Raw genomic sequence first — 20,632 nt, forward strand, 5'->3', positions numbered from 1 at the left:
TATTGACAATATAAATATAAAGCACAATGAATACGATTATTAAATATAGCTTTACAATAGTAACCCTTTTATTGCTGGCCGCTTGTAAAGGAAAAAACAGTCACCCTGTGGAGATGCCAGTTCCTTCCATTAGCGTAGCGACTCCCGAAATACGGGACATTACACTGACAAAAGACTATCCGGGCTATTTAACATCCGAACTCATGGTCAATCTTGTTGCCCGTGTAAACGGATATTTACAAACCTCTTATCTTAAACCGGGGCAAAAAGTAAAAAAAGGAGATTTAATATATATCATTGAACCGGACATTTACAAAAACAATGTTCAACAGGCAGAAGCTTCTTTAAAAACGACCCAGGCACAGCTAACTTATGCTCAAAATAATTACAAGAGAATGAAAGAAGCCGTAAAGAGCGGAGCTGTAAGCCAGATTCAAGTATTACAAGCACAATCAACCGTATCGGAAGCAGAAGCATCGGTCAAGAATGCCGAAGCTGAACTAAATACGGCGCAAAAAAATTTAAGTTATTGCTATATACGTGCACCATTCAACGGAAGTGTAACAAGGGGAAAATATGATATCGGTAATTACATTAACGGTTCCTTGCAACCCGTAACATTGGCAACTATCTATAAAGACGACCTTATGTATGCCAACTTCAATATTGAAGACAATCAACTTATGAAAATGCTTATGCTAAATGCCCGGAGCGACGAAGGAAAAGTAAAACTACCTAAAGAAATCACAGTCCATCTGGGAAAAGACGGCAAACAAAGCTATATAGGAAGACTGGATTATTTATCCCCGAATGTAGATTTATCGACAGGTACATTAAATGTCCGTGCAAACCTGGACAATCCCGAAGGCTTATTAAAAAGCGGACTTTATGTAACGATCACATTACCTTATGCCGAAGAGAAACAAGCAATTTTAGTACAAGATGCTTCCATAGGTACAGACCAGTTAGGAAAATACCTTTATATCGTTAATGATTCCAACATAGTTAAATACCGTCATATTGAACCCGGACAACTGATAAACGACACTCTAAGGCAGGTTATCAGTGGCATTCAACCTAACGAACGTTATGTCACAACAGCCTTGTTAAAGGTAAGAGATGGTATGACTATTAAGCCCATAAAATAAAAGATCATGGTTAAATTCTTTATAAACAGGCCTATATTCGCTACAGTACTTGCTCTGATTATTGTAGTAGCCGGGATAGTAACATTAAATATACTACCTGTTGCCCAATATCCCGAGATCACACCGCCTACCGTACAAGTATCAGCTTTTTATCCGGGTGCTAATGCAGAAACGGTGGCACAAACCGTAGGTCTGCCTATCGAAAAACAAGTAAACGGTGTAGACGGAATGTTATACATGAGTTCCAATTCCTCAAGCTCGGGAGCTTATTCTCTCACCATAACATTTGCTGTCGGAACAGATATTGACATGGCCACCGTCATGGTACAAAACCGGGTAAGTATAGCCCAGAGCAGTCTGCCCGAAGCCGTAATTGTACAAGGTATTACAACAAAAAAACAATCTTCCAACATTGTCATGTTGCTTACATTAAGCTCCCAGAAGCCTATGTATAACGGACTTTATTTAAGCAACTACGCACAATTAAACCTGACAGATGAATTAACGCGTCTTCCAGGCATAGGTTCGGTAAGCGTTATGGGAGCCGGCGATTATAGCATGCGTGTATGGCTGGATCCGGACGCTATGCGTATCCGCAACCTGACTCCGGAAATGGTATTCCAGGCTATTTCTACCCAAAACACACAAGTATCAGCCGGATATGTGGGTCAGCCGCTTGCCAATGCAAATGATCCGTTTCAATACACATTAACTGTTCGCGGACGCCTGACCGATGCTCAGGAGTTTGGAAATATTATTTTACGAACTGAGGATGGAGGAAAAATTCTCCGTCTAAAAGATGTAGCCCGTATCGAGCTGGGTAGTTCATCTTATAATGTCGTCTCTAAATTAAACGGAGAAGAAAGTGCTGCAATTGCCATATATCAGCTACCGGGCTCTAATTCTTTAGATGTGTCAAAAGTAGTAAAAGCCAAAATGCAACAATTGGCCTCCAATCTTCCCGAAGGCATAGAGTACCAGGTAACATTGGATACAACAGACGTAATAGATGCCTCCATACATGAAGTACTTATTACATTCATTGAAACAACTCTGTTGGTAGTATTAGTGATCTTCCTGTTCCTGCAAAATTTCAGGGCTGTAATTATTCCATGTATCACAATACCTGTTTCATTAATAGGAACACTGGCTGTTATGTCTGCATTAGGATTTTCTATTAATACGCTGACATTATTCGGTCTTATCCTTGCAATTGCCATCGTTGTAGATGATGCCATTGTCGTAGTAGAAAACTCCACCCGTTTATTAGACACTGGCAAATACACACCCCGTGAAGCCGTGACAGAAGCAATGAGAGAAATAGTAGGCCCTATTGTCGGCGTAGTTCTTGTTTTATTGGCTGTATTTATTCCTACTACTTTTATCAGTGGCATATCAGGGCAGCTTTACAAACAATTCGCTTTGACTATTGCATCGGCAACAGTATTAAGTGGAATCAATTCACTCACATTAACCCCGGCATTATGTGCCTTATTTCTGCAGCCAAGCCCGAAAGAATCAAAATTTTTCCTTTTCAGAGGATTCAACAAACTATTCGGTAAGACTCAAAAGCTATATGACAACGTAGTTGGCCATTTCCTGAAAAACCAGGCAGTTACCCTATTCGGTTATGCTGTTATCACGTTTATAGCAATTATGATGTTTATTAAATGGCCCAGCAGTTTTATACCGGAAGAAGATGACGGATATTTCCTTGTTGTCGCTCAATTACCTCCTGCAGCCAGCCTGAATCGTACTGAAACTGTTGTCAAAAAAATCAATGACATATTAAGCCAATATCCGGAAGTAAAATCATACGTGAGTGTTAGCGGCTTTTCCATCATGGGCGGTGGAGAACAACCTAATGCGGGAACCTTTTTCGTTATACTGAAAAACTGGAAAGACCGTAAAGGTAAAGAACACACAGCCCAAGCTATCGTAAATCGTTTCAATATGGAAGCTTCCGGAATACAAGAAGCCCAGATATTTGGCATGGTACCTCCAGCCATACCCGGTCTAGGTGCATCCGGAGGTTTACAACTGCAATTAGAAGATCGTAATAATCTGGGGCCAACCGAAATGCAACATGCAATAGAGACATTAATGGAACATTATCACGAAAAGCCTCAGTTATTAAACATATCTTGCATGTATCAGGCTAATGTTCCGCAATATTTATTGAACATTGACCGCGATAAAGTTCAATTGCTCGGATTGCAACTTAATAATGTATTCTCTACATTAAGCTATTATATGGGAGCAGCCTATGTAAACGATTTTGTAAAATTCGGACATATCTATCAGGTAAAGATAGAGGCAAACGATCAATCCCAGAAAGTAATAGATGATGTTCTCCGTTTAAGTTTGGAAAACAGTTCCGGCGAAATGGTACCGTTTTCATCTTTCACAAAAGTCGAAGAACAATTGGGGTTGAATCAAATTAACCTGTACAATATGTATTCTTCGGCTGCTATAACCTGTATTGTCAATCCTGAATACAGTTCAAACGAAGGAATCAAAGCAATGGAAGAACTGATACAGGAGCAATTAGGAAATAATTTCGGCTACGAATGGACTTCTGTTGCTTATCAGGAAACAAAAGCCGGTTCTACAACCAGTACGATTTTTATATTGGCACTATTGGTAGCCTTCCTTGTTCTGGCAGCCCAATATGAAAGCTGGACAAGCCCGGCAGCCGCCATCATGGGATTGCCTGTTGCTTTGCTGGGAGCCGTATTGGGATGCTTTGTCATGAGAGTTCCTATAAGCATTTATACACAAATCGGTATAATCTTACTGATCGCCCTTTCTGCAAAAAACGGTATTCTTATTATCGAATTTGCAAGAGATTTTCATACTCAAGGCAACACCATTCGCGATTCCGCACTCGAAGCCGGACATGTCCGCTTACGTCCTATATTGATGACCTCGTTTGCATTCGTCTTAGGAGTAATGCCTTTACTGTTTGCCTCCGGTGCAGGAGCAGCCAGCCGTATTGCATTAGGAGCAGCCGTTGTATTTGGTATGGCTATCAATACTATATTTGCAACAGCCCTGATCCCTAATTTCTACGAATTAATGCAGACCATCCAGGAAAAATGGTTTGACAAAAAAGAGAAAAAGTAAAACTACCAAAGAGACCGGCACAAAACAACAATAAGCCGGTCTCTTTATTTAATATATAGTAAATTTCCAAATCATTATACCGCATATTTCAAATAGTATAACTATGTTTGTAGGTCACTTTGAGTTAAAGCTCAAATATTTACAAATAACAAGGAGTAACACTACATATGAAAAGCCTATTAGAGATGTTGAAGGTTGTGGTGATTTCAGTAATAATGCTTTTCTTATCCGATATAGCTTTCGCTGAAAGTTTACCTAATAATAACGAATCCGAAAATAAAACAGACAGTACCTTTTCCTCCCATCGCTTTATTCACAAACTTGGAATAGAAGCCCGTCCGGCTTATATCATTCCGACAAATCCTTTTTTACGCGGAGAAAATGAAACAGGGAAATTAATCAGAAGTTCTATTTCCGCACACCTGAGATACTCATTTCAATTCCGTCCCAACACATATACAGACCGTATCTACGGAGGAGCTTACCAAGGAATAGGACTAGCCTATTACACCTTTAGTGAAAAAAAATATTTAGGTGATCCGTTTGCTGCATATATTTTTCAAGGAGCACGATTAGCCAGATTCAGTCCGCGGTTATCATTCAATTACGAATGGAATTTCGGCATATCTGCCGGCTGGCACCCTTACGACTTCGATTACAACTCCTATAACAAAGTAATCGGTTCGAAGATTAACGCTTATCTTAATGTCAACTTTTATCTTAACTGGAAGTTATCACGGTTATTCGACCTGAATGCAGGAGTCGACCTTACTCACTTCTCAAATGGCAATACCAAATATCCAAATTCAGGTCTGAATACAACCGGTCTTAAAATCGGATTAGTATATAATTTCAACAGAGAAGAAAATTTTCTTTCTAATTCTTCGGATCACCTCAAAATCCCGAAATTTCCACATCATATCAGTTATGATTTACTATTATTCGGATCATGGCGGCGAAAAGGTGTTGCCTATGGCGATGAACAGGTAGCTTCTCCGGAAACCTATCCGGTATTCGGGTTCAACTTTGCACCAATGTATAATATCAACTATAAGTTCCGTGCCGGAGTATCTGTTGACGGTGTTTACGATGGAAGTGCTAATGTCTATACCGAAGATTATATTGTAGGCACCGAACAGCAATTTTATAAGCCCGGGCTTAATAAGCAGTTGGCACTCGGACTTTCCGGACGCGTAGAATATGTTATGCCATACTTCACTGTCAATTTAGGTATAGGTGCCAACGTATTGCATGGCGGCGGCGATTTAAAAGCGCTTTATCAAGTACTGGCACTGAAAATAGAAGTTACCCGAAGTTCTTTTATCCATATAGGATATAATCTCCAGAACTTTCATACCCCCAACTTTTTAATGCTAGGTATCGGATATAGGTTCAACAACAGATATCCAACATTCCACCGTTAGATGACTCTCCAATACACACTATCCGTATAAAATACACCAAAAACGAATCGAATCACAAGTGTGAGTTATATAAATCATACGGATGATCTGTTCGATTCATAGTTATGATCTGATCAAGTCATAATTATGAGTAGAAATACATAAGGAGAACTTCATTAATATCTCATAGACGTTACATTTCTGTAATAGGGTGACATTTTTTATCATATATCAAGAAATCATATTCACGTTGCATTTAATTGCTTTTTGAGAGTACAACGTATCAAAACACCCCGTATATTTGTGTTGTAAAACACATTTGTTAGGTATTATGGTAAAAAGATTGTTTAGTCATTACATTGAATTATTAGGGCGTCAGCCTTGGGCTATTCTGGTTTTACGTGCATGGTAAAATGGGTCAGTCTGAATTAGTAAAATGGGGATATAAAAAATAAGCCCCATTTCTTTAGTTTAAATTTCTATTTTAAATTCTGAACGGTTTCGTCTAACCGTTTGATGAATAAACATTTAACGGAGTATCTGAAAAGTAATGGTAACGACTAGGAAACCGTGCGATTTTCAGCGTTTTGCGGTGTTTTACTATCAAATAACTCTTTCAGGTGCAAAGATACGACAAATCTTTGATATAGTATCCAATACAAACAGTATTCGCCATTTTTTGCCTTTCGATATATACCTATTTGCTTATGCCGTTATTTTTTGCAGATTTGGATAAAAAAGGAAAGGCAAAATTCAGGAAGCATTGAAATTCTTTACTTTAGTTAGTGCAAAAATCGAATAATTTATTGTAACTTTGCAGCGGATTCGGTGTGCATATAATACCATCCCAATTAAGATAAGTCGCAACATATATAGTGGTTTTCAATATGATTATGAACAATTGTACAATATTAACAGGTAAAAACACCGTTAATATTGCATATCATAAACCTTGGTAATTTTTCCACATTCAAATCTAATTAATTCGATTTGAATGTCATTGTCTTTGTAATCCGGCATGCTATTTCAGGCTTGTCGAGAGATTTTTTGTGCTATAAAATCAAGAAACATTCAAAAGATAAAAGGAAAAATTCAAATGGAAAAAATCAGAAATTGGAAACAAGATTTCTATACAATATGGGCGGGGCAAGCTGTGTCCCTGATAACAAGTGGGGTTCTTCAAATGGCCATCATCTGGCATCTGACAAATACAACAGGGTCTGCGATGGTGTTGTCAATGGCGACCTTGGTTGGGTTTCTACCTCAAGCGGTTTTAGGTTCTGCAATCGGAGTACTTGTTGACCGCTGGAACCGGAAAATGGTCATGATTGGTGCAGATGTCATCATAGCTTGTGCTGGACTGGTACTTACCGTAATTTCCCTGTCAGCGGAACTACCTGTATGGATAGTAATGCTCATCCTCTTCATTAGAAGCGTTGGCACTGCATTCCATTCCCCTGCGTTAAGTGCGGTAACACCTCTTTTAGTGCCTGAAGAACAGTTAGTCAAATGTGCCGGCTACACCCAGTCCATCCAATCGGCAAGTTTCATCCTAAGTCCGGCAATTGCCGCTTTTCTCTATGCAAAATGGGGGTTGAATTCTGCGGTTGCCCTTGACGTATTCGGAGCAATAATTGCCTGTATCACTGTTGCAATGGTTCACATCCCAAAACAACCGATTGAAGCGCTGCAGCAAGAAAACTTTTTCACCGAACTGCGCATTGGCTATAACGCAATACGACAAAATAAAGCTCTTTTCACATTGCTTTGGATAGGAGCAATCAATATGTTCATTTATATGCCAATCAATGCGCTATTTCCGCTGATGAGTATGAATTATTTCGAGGGAAGTACCTTGCATGCTTCCGTGGTGGAAATTGTTTTTGCAGTTGGTATGTTGTTGGGCGGACTTCTATTGGGCGCATGGGGAGGTTTCAAAAAGCGCATGGCAAATATCATCGGCTCTATCTTTCTTATGGGAGTGTCATTGACTGTTTCCGGCTTGCTACCAACCAATGGTTTTATGATATTTGCGATATGTTGTACGTTGATGGGCTTTTCTGCCCCATTCTATAATGGAGTACAGACCGCGCTATTTCAAGAACAGATACAACCCGAGTATTTAGGGCGTGTTTTCGGACTTCTTGGCAGCATCATGTCGTTTGCCATGCCGCTTGGGTTGGTAGTGTCGGGTGCATTTGCAGACCAAATCGGGGTAAACCGTTGGTTTTTGTTCTCAGGTATGGCTATTCTGCTTCTCGCTATAATAGCCTTATGTCTTCCACAACTTAGAAAGGTCGACAATCAAAAACAAAAATCATGATTTATGAAACGTAACTAAATCTAAACAGCAATAAGCCTCTGATAGGGAAATACGATTATCGGAGGCTTATTGCAATCTGTTTTAACTACTTATGTAATTCCTCTACTTTTCCTTTGTGGTTGAATTGGCTGTCGTATGCTCTGCCGTAGCCTGTCGAACTGTTCCCTGAACCATTCGCCTATGGGCTGGCGGTTGATTACGAGTGTCAGTTTAGACTTGTCCGCAGGGTCTTTCACCACTTGAAAGCCTGCTCTTTCTGTCGTAAAACTCCGATTATGTTCCTCCGAATAAAGTTTGCCCTCGTATATCAAAGGCTTACCATAAGTCAATGTCGTGGTCTGCCTTTCATTGAACCCGACAAGGCGGCACAGGCTCTCTATTCTCATAATTTCCTTTGCCATAGGAAACCATGCACACAGCTTTTCGATAATGCGTTTCAAACCTGATACTTCATCTTTGTGTCTGACACTTTTTTCCGCCATCTCCTTACGGTGATTCTGCTGTATTTCCAACAACTGGCGGTTGTGCTCGGTTTGCATCGTGTGTATGCGGTTTTGCAGTATCTCAATGGTTTCCTCATGGGTGGCAACTTCCCGATACAGGGCGGTGTTCTCCCTTTCCAAAGTCTTGACCTTGTTGCTCCCGAAAAGAGAACCGACACTTTCAGCTATGTTGGTCGCTGCGGTGGTGGCTGCACCTTTCAGTTTCTCGGTCTGTACCTCTTTCTTGGCTTGTCTGAGTTCCTGTTCGGTTTCGGTTTTCTGCTCCTGTAACCGCTTGTTTTCTGCATCAAGGGCAGCGTTCTTTTTCTGTATGTCCCGATAATACTGTGTCGTGGTGGTGTGCCGTGCTTCGGAACCTCGCACACCTCGCTGTAATCCGTATTTAGCCATAACCCTTGCATAATTGTCGTGGTACGCAATCAAGGTCTGACGGTTGAACAGGTCATCGGCACACAAACGGACGGTATTTGCTTTCTTGTGATACTTCCGTTTGCCGTCTTCCTGCTCTTTCTTGGCTTTGCGCCTTTCACCTGTCACGATGGGAACAATGGCTGCATGGATATGCGGTGTCTTCTCGTCCATGTGAAGATGGGCGGCAACCACGTTCTCCCTGCCGAATGTGGCTTGCAGCCATTGGATGCTGTCGCTGCACCATTCGTCAAGTCTTCCGTTTTCCTGTATGTCCATCATGTCCTCATGTGTTCCCGACAGAACCACTCGGACTACACGGACTTGGTCATGTGTAATCTTCCGCTTGATGCCTGCCGTGTTCAGCCTGTGGGCAATCGCTTCATCCCTGCCATGAACGCCATCGGGGTATTCTATAAGTACCCTGTTCAGATGCGTTCTTGTCGGGTCTGCGTTTTTAGGTATGATTCTTCTCTCTATATGGTCGGATTGTACGGTGTCCGATGAACCTTTTGCTTTCTTTATGTCCAATGAAAAATATCCCATGTAGTTTGATTTTTACGGTTATTGTTATGAGTGTATTCTCTGCCTGTGGCATTGGCTCTCAGGGTTTCCAAAGGGATTTCCCTTTGGCTCGATAGGGAGTTTTTAGCATTACCGTGTAATGCGTGAAGAAAACGCCCTATTGAGCTATGGTATTTCTGTCTAAATACCCTTGGGAAAGCGAACCTGTTCCCCTCTATATTTTCAGCCCTTTCTTTTTCGGTGGCTGCATCATCCGCCTTGCGGATTGTACTTGCTTCTCCTCCTTTATCGGCTCTGTCGATTGGGACAAGAGTTTTTTGCACAGGTACTCGTTCAAGTCATTATACCCTGCATAGTGAACCGACATATCCTGCAAGCGGTCACCCAACATCCGTTGCAGGTTGGCGTATGCGTTCCGTCCTGCTGTGTCATTGTCAAGGAAACAGCCGATTCGGGTATAGGTTGCCAATATGCTTTCCGCTTTCGAGAGGTTGGAAACGGAGTTGAGAATGACGTAATCCTGTGCATTCAATCGTGGGTGTTGCGGATTGTTCTTTACTCGGATGGTCAGGAACGAGAGATAATCCATGAAGCCCTCGAAAAGATAACAGACGGTTCGTGGCTCTTTTTGCTGTCGGATATGGGTGATGTCCTTCGGGGCGACACATCCCTTGAAGTATCTATTACGCACTTCATACCCTCTTGCCATATTCGGGAAGCCGATGGCGAAATAGGGTTTGTCGGCATTCTCAAACCGCAGTTCCTTACACTCCCTTTTGGCGAGTTCAATGTCTATCCCCCTTTCTTGCAGATAGGCAATGAGCGCAGGTGATGACAGCTCGCCAACTCTTAATACCCGATAAGTGCGGTTGTCGGATTGCTGCTTGCCAAAAGAAAACGATGCAGGGCGGATGTATGGTGTCCGTTCCTCTATGCGCTTCAACAGGCAGGTTACATCTTCCGTATGGTAGAGTTCCGCTGCCAATGCGATGATGTTACCGCCCTTGCCAAGTCCAAAATCGTACCATTTGTTGAGTTCTGTGTTTACCTTGAAAGATGCGTCCGTTTCCTCTCTCAGCGGTGATTTGTACCAAAAGCTGCTGCCCTGTTGCTTGACGGGCGTGTAACCCAAACTTTGCAGATAGTCTGCGATTCTGATTTGTTTAACTTCTTGTATGTTCATGATATTCTATAGATTTGATGATGATTGTAAAAACGTTGATTTGTTGAATGGCTTATATAACACATTTATTTACAGAAAGATATTTGCTCAACATCTTCTCAACAAACCACTCGCCAAAAGAGAAATCAACAATCGGGTGCTGTTCCTCTCTCAACTTCTCTTTTCGATTGTTGAGATTTTGTTGAGAGTGTATATTGTTTATTGTCAGCATAGTTATATCCTTATTCATCAATTCAACAAAAAAAAGAATGATATTACAGGGATTCAAGTTGTTCCCTCGTGACAGAATAGAAACGACCGACCCGTTTTACAGGCTCATACCGACACTCCCGATTGTAGTTGAATTGGTAGGTGGTATAGGTCAGTCCGTTGGGTGCAGGCGTAAGTTTCCAACACTCCTGCAACACCTTTCGGACTTGGTGCTTCTCCACTTTTACCTGCGAGTGTACCAGCAACAGAAGAATGTCGTTGTAGCAGAACGAGAATGTGTCCGTGCCGACACTATCCATGATGTCAAGTATCAGCTCGTGCATCTCTATCTCCAGTCGGTTACGGTTGCTGCGGATTATCTTCTGCAAGGCTTCGGTATGCAACAGCGATGGAGCAAACCACATACGGCTTTCCTTTTCGGTGGATAGTGTTCTGTGTTGCAGGAAATGAAGAAAGGCGGGTATCTCCGCTTTCAGCTTTTGCAGGAAGTCGGTATCATCAGACTGCAAGCGGTCTATCTTGCGTACCCAATAGCGTGTTTCCCCTGCATCAATGATTACAGGCAAGTACTCGTTGTTGGAGCATAGCACGAACTTGGCGAAAAACGCTATCTCGTCACGGTCTTTGCCTTTGGCTTCCACCTTGTAGGAAAGTGTGGTGCTTAGGTTCTTCAACCGCTCGCTGTCCTCCCTACGGTTGAGCAGCACCTCGTCCACCACGATAAGCAGTTTGCCGGCCCAGTCGGAATTGAATTGGCTACGGAAATCCTCGTTGGTGTTAAAGGTTACATTGTTCTGAAATAGGAGTTTTAGAAAATTCAGAAATGTGCTTTTGCCTGTGTTGCGTTCCTCTGATACCAACAGCAGGATAGGCAGCTTTTGAATGGGGTACAAGTAGAGCAGTTGTAGGTAGTCCATGCCCAACTCGTATTGCTCCCCGAAGATGTGACCTACCAAAGATTGGATATGCGAGAAATCGCCCTCTTTAGGTTGGTGGTCTATCGGTTCATAGAGGTTAAGGAACTTGCCGACCACGGGATGGTAGCCGATGTGTTCGGGTACGGTGCAGAAGCCGTCATACTTGGGAACGCTGCCGATGTAGTCCTTGCCGTAGTCTTGGCGCAGGGTTTCGTTGTTCCATGCTATGCGTTTCCTTACATACCCTCCGTTCAGTTTGGGCTGCTCCACAATCTTGTAAAGCGTAGTCCCCACTCGGATGAATTCCTCCTTTGCCATGCCACCATCCGATGGCGGTCTGTGGCTGTCTTGTTGTTTGTTAGCTGACATAATCAAATGGTTTTAAGTTTGAAAAATACCAGCTACAAAAGTATAAGCATTTATCGGATAAGTTGTTACGCAAAACGCGGCAGAACGGTGACAAATAGCCCCCGAAGAAAAAACTTTCAATGGTTTGGAACGGAAGTCGGGCAGGACAGACGAAAAAACTCCCAAAAAACGAATGTGGGGATTACGCTTTTCGGGAGAAAAAATTGGAGTTCCTGTTGATATGTCGGTCAGATTATATGCTGACACGCTGGCTTGATTACTCTATTCGTGACTGAATGAATGGATTCCGTCAGTCGTGCAACCAATTCAGCTACGAGAAGTATTCGGCTTTGGCTATGCCGTTGGTGTTCAGCGAAAAGAAGATGCTTGTTTTCTCTTTTCGCAAGTACAGTCTTTCAAGAACGGCATTGCGCACCTGCTTCGCACTGTATGTGCCGATACGGAACGCAAGGGCGATTATCGTTTCAAGGCTGTAAACCTCCATGCTGCACTTGTCGGACAGTCGGATGGTATGCCTTATCTCACACTCATTCAGAATGCCGTTCTTGCAGAGTGTCTTTATCCCTGCCCTGATAGTCGGGGCGGTTACATTGAACAACTCGCAAAGCTCCCACTCACTCATGGCGGTTGCCTGTATATCTTTCGGCATAACTACATTGCCGAACTCGTTCATTGTTATGATGTTTCTTTCCTCTTTCATTATCGTTTGATTTAAGGGTTACTGAATGGCATTGCAAATGTTCTTTTCCATATCCTCCAGTTTGTGCGACAATGTTTCCATATCCTGACTAATCTTTTGGGCTGTGATTTTTGCGTAAATTTGGGTCGTTTTTATGTTGGTATGTCCCAAAAGTCGGCTGACGGTTTCAATGGGTACTCCGTTGGATAACAGCACAGTGGTCGCTGCCGAATGTCTTGCTACATGATAGGTCAAGTGGACTTTTATACCGCACAACTTGGCAATGGCTTTCAGCTTCTTGTTGCAAGTCGTGTTACTCGGCATGGGGAATACTTTATTATCTCTTGTCATACCCCTGTACTTCTCTATTATCTTTCGGGGAACATCCAACAATCGGATATTGGATTCCGTGTTAGTTTTCTTTCTTCGGGTGATAATCCACAGATTTCCGTCAAAGAATGTTTGCAGGTTGTCTTCCGTAAGGTTCTTGACATCGGAATATGCCAAACCTGTAAAGGTGGAGAACAGAAATAAATCCCTGACAAGCTCGTGTGTCTTGTCGGGCATATCGGTGTTCATCATTGTGTGTATCTCCTCTCTCGTAATATACCCTCTGTCCACGCTTTCGGGAGAGTTGATGTACCCTGCAAAGGGATTGAACGGCAGACGACCGTCATTCCTCGCTATGGAAATAATGTGTTTCAGCACAATCATGTAGCCCCAAATGGTATTGGTGCGGCATTTTTTCTCAGTACGCAGGAAATACTCGAAGTCGTTGATGAACGAGAGGTTCAACTCTTTTAACGGAATATCTTCACGCTTGTAGGTATGGGGTAGGAACTCACGGATGTGCTTGCAGACGGTAACATAACGTCGGAATGTTCCTTTTGCCCTGCTGTGTCCCACTTTCTTGGCAAATTCGCTGTTGTGTTGTTCAAACAGTTTTAGCAAGGTTTCCTGTTTGATACCGATGCCGAGATAGGCATCTTTCAACTTGGCAGCAGTGACATAACCGTCCGTCTGCATCAACTCTTGATAACGGCGGTTTATCTCCACTCTGATTTTGTCAACGGCACGGTTGATTCTTTGCGCTTCGGCACTCTTACCCGAAGCACGGTTGTTCTTCACGTCCCACAGGCGCAAGGGAACATCCATCTTGCAACTGAACTGCTTAATCTCTCCGTCCACCGTAATGCGACACATCAAAGGCAGGTTGCCGTTGGGTTTCTCACTGCCTTTCTTCACGTAGAACAATACCTTAAATGTACTTCTCATAACTCACTTTTTTTTGGTTACAAAATTAATTCATAGTGAGTTACCGACAGATACGACACATAACGCCAAACGATGCAAAATTTAGGTTTCGCAAGAAATTTGCATCATCGCACGGGTAATGATAAAGTAACTGAACTTTTGCTGCGTTTGTCCATATTCTGTCTCTTCTTGGCTTTTGAACAAGAGAAAAATATAGCGTAACGAACGCTTTTTCAGTCTGTTCGCTACGCTTTACTCAAATTTGCTATTCCGTTAGGTGTTTATTTTAAATTATATTGATGAGAGGGGTGCAAAAGCATCCCTTTTTTCTTAATACTATGTTAATATATATTTAACCGACAGAAACTTCAAATAACTATAAAATCAGTAAAACTTAATCCCATCTCATTACTCCCCACCAAACAACATTATCCCAAACACATAGAAAATCAAAGCAAATCAAAGAAGCACAAATAAATGCACAAAAAAACTTTAAATCAAATATTTACATCAGACAAAAAAAAGCAATAGTTATATTTTGTTATTCTGTAAACAATTCTCGATAAAGTCAATATTCTACAAACAAAGTTTTACTTATTTTGCATACTATCTAGGAAGGGTAAAACTTTATTGAGGGTAAAATTATGGATACGTTTTCTAACGATAGCCAAGTGCCGTTTAAATACTTTAACTATCATCCTCCAATAAGCGAAGCTTTATATGATATTAATGGAGCAATGATTGATATCAATTACTCCATGAAAAAGAAATACGATATAACGGATAAATCATTATTCTTTTTAAATCATCTTTTTGAAAATACTTTTTTAACCGATCATCAGAAAAAACGAAATGGCAAAACCGAATAAAGCAAATAATAAGCCAACAGACAAGGTTTCCGAAAACCAAACTCTAATGGAACAGGCTTTGCAAAACAGCCGTGCAACATTATACTCATTTGATTTCAATAAATTTAAAACCTGCGACAAAGTGCATTGTAATCAATGCATCCAGCTTTACGGAAGCAAAAATCATCTATTGCAAAAGAATCAATATATCTGTAAATCTTTATCCTCATTACAACAAGCAGAAGATCAAGCCAAATTACTTCATCTTATTAATAAAATAAGAGAAGAAAAGCTTGAAAAATTCACAACAAATTTCGAATTAAAAAATGATAATAGTAAATACTGTAATTACGAAATAACAGGCAAAACCAAAAAATTTGACAATGATGGCAAACCCTGTTTAATTGTAGGATGTATAATAGATAACCAAGAATACATTGAGCACGAAGAAATCTTGCAAAAAGCCAAAGAAAAAGCTGAGATATCAAGTCAATTAAAATCGGTATTCCTTGCAAACATGACGCATGATATCCGCACGCCATTACACGCAATCGTAGGCTTTGCCGAACTACTTAGTGATGAAATTGACCTGAATTTACGACATGAATACATAAACATAATCAAAACAAACAATGAATTATTGGTTAAATTGATAAATGATATACTGGATATATCTAAAATTGAGTCAGATCTATTGACATTTGACTATGTAAATGTGCCTTTACAACCTCTTATGAAAGACATATACATGACCATACAACTGAAAATGAAAAAAGAAATTGAATTTGTCCTAGATCCTTGTTCCGATCAAACTTTATATATAGATAAAAGTCGATTAAGCCAGGTTCTGATAAACCTGCTTACAAATGCAATAAAATACACTACCACTGGTAATATACATTTTGGCTACAAGTGTGAAGATGGATTCATTCGATTCTACGTAAGCGATACAGGATGCGGTATTCCTGAGGAAGAAATAAAAAATATATTTTCCCGTTTCACTCAAATTGGTATGAATAAAAAAGATGGAGTCGGATTAGGGTTAGCTATCTGTAAAGGGCTAGTTACGAAAATGGGCGGAACAATCTCGGTATGTTCAAAAGAAGGGGCAGGCTCTACTTTTACATTCACTATTCCTCACACAGTAACAGAAAAAGGAATGGCATCTATATAAACAACAGACAACCTCTTATATACTATTGTTTCGTAGGATATGATAAAATATGCCAACTTACTCCGGCACTGATTAAGAAAAGACAAAGTATAATCCACCATTTCTCAATCAAAAAAGCTGTAGTAGATATAGTTGAAAGCCAAATTATACCAACTGATATAACTTTAGAACGCATAGGTATAGCTTTATCTTCTATAAAATTGCGGATATATGGACCAAAATAGCGATTCTGCATTACTTTATTATATAAATATCCGGAACCACGAATGTAAAACCAACATGTCAGAAGCCAAAACGGAGTTGTAGGAAGTAAGGGCACAAAAATACCAATTGCACCCAATATCAAAAAGAAGGTTCCTAAGACAATATAAATAACCCGCCTGGCCCTATTCATTTACTCAACGGTATAATCACCAATTTGTTTGTTTCCATTGAGAAAGTCTGTTACATTCATACGTTTCTTACCTGCCAGTTGTAAGGACAACAAGCGCAAATAACCGTCTTCCACAGCTATATCAATATAGCTTTTCTTATCCGTACAAATAGTTCCTACTGAAATGTCATGATTAACCAAACGCTTTTCTGTCTGATAAATCTTCAATACCTGGCGGGAACCATCCACTGCAACCAAATCCGTCCAAGCAGCCGGATAGGGAGACAAACCACGGATAAAATCATATATCTTCTTTACTGGCTGATTCCAATTAATATGACAAGTATCTTTAAAAATTTTAGGAGCAGGGCGAAGCTCCGATAAATCTTTATAAAAATCTTCTTGCGAAACAACATCAACCTTACCGGCCAACAACAAGTCTACGGTATCCGTCACTAATTTTGCCCCCATTTGCATTAATGAATCATGCACTGTCCCAACATCATCCGTATCTGCAATAGGCAAACGTCTTTGAAGAATAATTTTTCCTGTATCAATTTCATGAGTAAGGAAAAAAGTGGTTGCGCCAGTTTCATTATCTCCATTAATTACAGCCCAATTAATAGGAGCAGCCCCACGGTATTGAGGTAACAAAGAAGCATGCAAATTAAATGTTCCCAACCGAGGCATATCCCAAACAACTTCCGGTAGCATTCGAAAAGCAACTACTATCTGCAAATCGGCATTCCAATCTTTCAATTGAGTCAAAAAAGTTTCATCTTTAAGTTTTTCAGGTTGCAGAACAGGCAAACCTTTTGATTCGGCATATTGTTTAACAGGACTGGATTGCAAAACACTGCCGTGTCTGCCTATCGGCTTATCGGGCATAGTAACTACTCCTACTACATTATAGCCATTTTCCACCAAAACACGTAAGCTCTCCACTGCAAAGTCCGGAGTACCCATATAAACAATACGCAAGTCTTCTTTTCTCATTTTTATTTAATCTCCTGAAAAATTATCAACCAAAACTTCACGATACGAATTAAAAATCTTTGATTTAGACATAAAGCCTATATAATGTCCTTCATCATCCACAACCGGAAGATTCCAGGCTTTTGTATCATCAAAAGTTTGCATTATTTGTTCCATCGGCATACTAATTCGAATTTTAGCAGGTGCCGACACCATAAATTTAGAAACATGAAAACGATTGTAAAGTTCTGGCCGGAACATTATATTACGGATATTATCCAATAATACAATTCCTAGTAAAACCCCTTTTTCATCAATTACAGGAAAAGTATTCCGGGGACTTCGAGCTATCACTTTTACCATATCTCCTAATGACATTTCCGGTGATACCGTTTCAAAATCCCTTTCTATTACATTATCTATACTCAATAATGTTAATACCGCTTTATCCTTATGGTGAGTAAGCAATTCTCCCTTCTGTGCCAAACGCATAGAATAAATACTATGAGGCTCAAACATCAGGATTGTTATATAAGAACTTATAGAAACAATCATTAATGGAAGAAATAAATCATATCCACCGGTAAGTTCTGCAATAAGAAAAACTCCGGTCAGTGGAGCGTGCATTACTCCAGACATTATTCCAGCCATACCTAACAGTGCAAAATTCTTCTCAGATATATACATTGTAAATGGAAAATAATTTGAAGTATGTGCAAAAACAAATCCGGCAATACATCCCAAATATAAACTAGGAGCAAATATACCACCACACCCCCCCCCAGCATTTGTAGCGCTGGAAGCAAAGACTTTCGTCAATATTATTAATAATAGAAAAAGAATAACTCCCCAATAAGTATCATTCAAATCATAAAACAAACTTTTATCCATTATATGGGAGAATTGCCCGTTTAATAAAGAGCCTATCGTATCATAACCTTCACCATAAAGAGGCGGAAATATAAAAATCAGAATACTTAGCATTACACCTCCCAACAAAAATTTATGCCAATAACTTCCAAGTTTTCTATACATACCCTCTACCCGGTTCATCACACGAGTAAAATAAAGAGATACTAAACCACAAAATACACCTAATAATAACACATAAGGAATACGCTGTATTTCGAAAACTTCCGTTTGAGAAAATTTAAACATAGCCTCTGTACCTGTAAATATATAAGAAACAGTAGCTGCCGTTACGGAAGATATCAGTAGCGGTAATACAGATGTCATTGTTAAATCCAGCATTAAAACTTCTATCACAAAAACAAGACCTGCTATAGGAGCTTTAAAAATACCGGAAATAGCGCCGGCAGCACCACAACCAACCAGAAGCATCAATGTTTTTTGCTCCATCCGAAAAATACGTCCTAAATTGGAACCTATAGCTGCTCCCGTTAATACAATAGGAGCTTCCGCTCCTACAGATCCACCAAAACCAATCGTAACTGAGCTTGCTACAATGGAAGACCATGTATTATGAGGTTTGATACGGCTTTTTCGCTGAGAAATAGCATATAGAATCTTTGTCACTCCATGGCTTATATCATCCCGAACAATATACTTCACAAATAAACCGGCCAACAAAATGCCAATAACCGGATAAAGAAGTAATAAATAATTTACTCCATCCGCAGCAAAATTAGCAGTAAGCAAATGCTGTATTAAATGGATTAACTGTTTTAATATAATTGCTGATGCTGCAGTGCAAATTCCCACGATGAAACTAATAATCAGAATAAAATGTTTTTCTTTTATCCGTTTCTCTCTCCACAACAGAAATTTATAAAATAATCCTTCTTTAGCCATTTTAAATACCTTTGCCTGTAATAACTGTTTTTATTGTATATATCAGAATAGTAATATCCAATACTAATGACATATTTTCATAATATAATATATCATACTTCAACCGCTCTATCATCTCATCTACACTACCTGCATATCCGTATTTTACCATTCCCCATGAAGTAATACCCGGACGAACGTTGTGTAACAAATAATAAAAGGGAACTTTCTTTACTATCTGATCTATAAAATATTTACGTTCCGGGCGAGGCCCGACAATAGACATATCTCCTTTTAATACATTCCAGAACTGGGGAAGTTCATCTAACCGGTATTTACGCATAAAACGGCCGAAAGGAGTTACACGTTGATCATTCTCTACAGATAATAACGGACCATTATTTTCAGAATCAACATACATAGTCCTGAATTTATACATTACAAAAGGTTGTCCCATATATCCAATGCGTTCTTGTCGATAAAAGACGGGACCAAAAGAATCTCTTTTCACTCTCCAAGCTATATATAAATAAAGAGGGGATAATAATATCAATACCAACACTGATAATACCTTATCCATAAAAAATTTCACATTTTTCTCAACTTGTGAAAAATTATTATCTGTAACGTCAATCAAAGGAATACCGTAAATAGTTTTAATTTTTACCCGCGAAAGAACGTTGGATTTATCTGCCAGCACCTTTATCGGACGTTTATAATGGTAAAGAGAGTACAATATGTCCAACAACTTTTGGCTATCTGAACTGTCTAGCACTACAACCAATTCATCAACAGACTCTTTTTCTATCAAATCAGACAAATCAGCCAACGAACCGAGAATCTGTTGCTGTGTAACTTTAATCGGTATATTTTTATCTTCAGGTATAAACCCAATTACATTATAGCCTAATTTATATAACTCTGTTGCAATATAAACTGCTTTTTCTCCTGCACCTATTATCAGAACATTTAAGGCCCATTCCCTCCGTTTTATTTTTCGTATGCCATTCTGGGTTATTATTAAACGAGGAATATAAGTTAACAAAAACTGAAGTCCAAACAATGAAAAGAATAGTTCGTAATAAATATGAAAAGAACGAGGTAAATCATTCAGTACAAATATAAAGAAAACAAGAACTACGCCAATAAGTACAGTCAAAAAAGTAGAAAACAATTCTACTAAACGCGATTTTCCAAATGGCTTATTATAATATCCAGAAATATAATATAAGAAAATCCAGAAAAATGGAAGTAGAAACTGGCCGCCCCATATATATATATATAACAAATAATCTTGCAGCGTACGAAAACCACCATAAACAGCAACTTCATCGTAACGGAGCAGATTAAACAACAGCCAAACTAATGATGCCGATAGAAAATCCGATATAATATATTTTCCTGCCTGCCAGCTTTTTTTCAT

General features: G+C 39.8%; 15 protein-coding genes. 6 read left to right on the plus strand and 9 right to left on the minus strand.

Annotation, left to right across the window (positions count from 1 at the left end):
- Positions 1–26: 26 nt before the first annotated feature.
- The 4 genes from ACYIB7_RS09190 (at position 27) to ACYIB7_RS09205 (ending at position 8,000) form a co-directional block, all read left to right on the plus strand.
- Complete coding sequence (locus ACYIB7_RS09190) at positions 27–1,148, plus strand: efflux RND transporter periplasmic adaptor subunit (protein ID WP_103982091.1); 1,122 nt, start codon at positions 27–29, stop codon at positions 1,146–1,148.
- A 6-nt stretch (positions 1,149–1,154) separates the two neighbouring features.
- On the plus strand, positions 1,155–4,274 hold the full coding sequence (locus tag ACYIB7_RS09195; RefSeq protein WP_480336839.1) for an efflux RND transporter permease subunit: 3,120 nt from the start codon (positions 1,155–1,157) through the stop codon (positions 4,272–4,274).
- A 167-nt stretch (positions 4,275–4,441) separates the two neighbouring features.
- Positions 4,442–5,698 (plus strand): acyloxyacyl hydrolase, encoded by a 1,257-nt coding sequence (locus tag ACYIB7_RS09200; protein ID WP_103982093.1) that lies wholly within the window; start codon positions 4,442–4,444, stop codon positions 5,696–5,698.
- 1,075 nt (positions 5,699–6,773) lie between these two features.
- Complete coding sequence (locus ACYIB7_RS09205; RefSeq protein WP_016564142.1) at positions 6,774–8,000, plus strand: MFS transporter; 1,227 nt, start codon at positions 6,774–6,776, stop codon at positions 7,998–8,000.
- An 89-nt stretch (positions 8,001–8,089) separates the two neighbouring features.
- On the opposite strand, the gene mobV is transcribed toward ACYIB7_RS09205, so the two are convergent.
- The 5 genes from mobV to ACYIB7_RS09230 form a co-directional block, all read right to left on the minus strand.
- The gene (gene mobV / locus ACYIB7_RS09210; RefSeq protein WP_022508104.1) at positions 8,090–9,457 is read right to left on the minus strand and encodes a MobV family relaxase; all 1,368 of its coding nucleotides are present in this window, start codon (positions 9,455–9,457) and stop codon (positions 8,090–8,092) included.
- Between the two features lie 193 nt (positions 9,458–9,650).
- Positions 9,651–10,619, minus strand: coding sequence for a toprim domain-containing protein (locus ACYIB7_RS09215; RefSeq protein WP_016564201.1), 969 nt, complete (start codon positions 10,617–10,619; stop codon positions 9,651–9,653).
- Positions 10,620–10,873: 254 nt separating this feature from the next.
- On the minus strand, positions 10,874–12,115 hold the full coding sequence (locus tag ACYIB7_RS09220; protein WP_016564203.1) for a primase-helicase family protein: 1,242 nt from the start codon (positions 12,113–12,115) through the stop codon (positions 10,874–10,876).
- 310 nt (positions 12,116–12,425) lie between these two features.
- Complete coding sequence (locus ACYIB7_RS09225; protein WP_016564204.1) at positions 12,426–12,815, minus strand: hypothetical protein; 390 nt, start codon at positions 12,813–12,815, stop codon at positions 12,426–12,428.
- An 18-nt stretch (positions 12,816–12,833) separates the two neighbouring features.
- A complete protein-coding gene (locus ACYIB7_RS09230; protein WP_016564205.1) occupies positions 12,834–14,069 on the minus strand; it encodes a site-specific integrase in 1,236 nt (411 codons plus the stop codon).
- A gap of 623 nt (positions 14,070–14,692) precedes the next feature.
- Between ACYIB7_RS09230 and ACYIB7_RS09235 the strand changes: the two genes are divergently transcribed.
- Complete coding sequence (locus ACYIB7_RS09235; RefSeq protein WP_103982094.1) at positions 14,693–14,917, plus strand: hypothetical protein; 225 nt, start codon at positions 14,693–14,695, stop codon at positions 14,915–14,917.
- Positions 14,901–16,070 (plus strand): sensor histidine kinase, encoded by a 1,170-nt coding sequence (locus ACYIB7_RS09240; RefSeq protein ID WP_480336843.1) that lies wholly within the window; start codon positions 14,901–14,903, stop codon positions 16,068–16,070. Before ACYIB7_RS09235 ends, ACYIB7_RS09240 begins: the two co-directional genes overlap by 17 nt.
- 22 nt (positions 16,071–16,092) lie before the next feature.
- Here the strand turns inward: ACYIB7_RS09240 and ACYIB7_RS09245 are convergent, their stop codons facing one another.
- The 4 genes from ACYIB7_RS09245 to ACYIB7_RS09260 are packed head-to-tail and all read right to left on the minus strand — an operon-like array spanning position 16,093 to position 20,632.
- A complete protein-coding gene (locus ACYIB7_RS09245; RefSeq protein ID WP_103982096.1) occupies positions 16,093–16,464 on the minus strand; it encodes a YbaN family protein in 372 nt (123 codons plus the stop codon).
- On the minus strand, positions 16,465–17,439 hold the full coding sequence (fmt, locus tag ACYIB7_RS09250) for a methionyl-tRNA formyltransferase (RefSeq protein ID WP_480336846.1): 975 nt from the start codon (positions 17,437–17,439) through the stop codon (positions 16,465–16,467).
- Between the two features lie 6 nt (positions 17,440–17,445).
- Positions 17,446–19,230, minus strand: coding sequence for a chloride channel protein (locus ACYIB7_RS09255; protein WP_103982098.1), 1,785 nt, complete (start codon positions 19,228–19,230; stop codon positions 17,446–17,448).
- Between the two features lies 1 nt (position 19,231).
- Positions 19,232–20,632 carry a sugar transferase gene (locus tag ACYIB7_RS09260; protein WP_480336848.1) on the minus strand — a complete coding sequence of 467 codons (1,401 nt, stop codon included), beginning with the start codon at positions 20,630–20,632 and terminating at the stop codon, positions 19,232–19,234.

The sequence above is a fragment of the Parabacteroides sp. KHUB-03 genome, assembly GCF_056640975.1.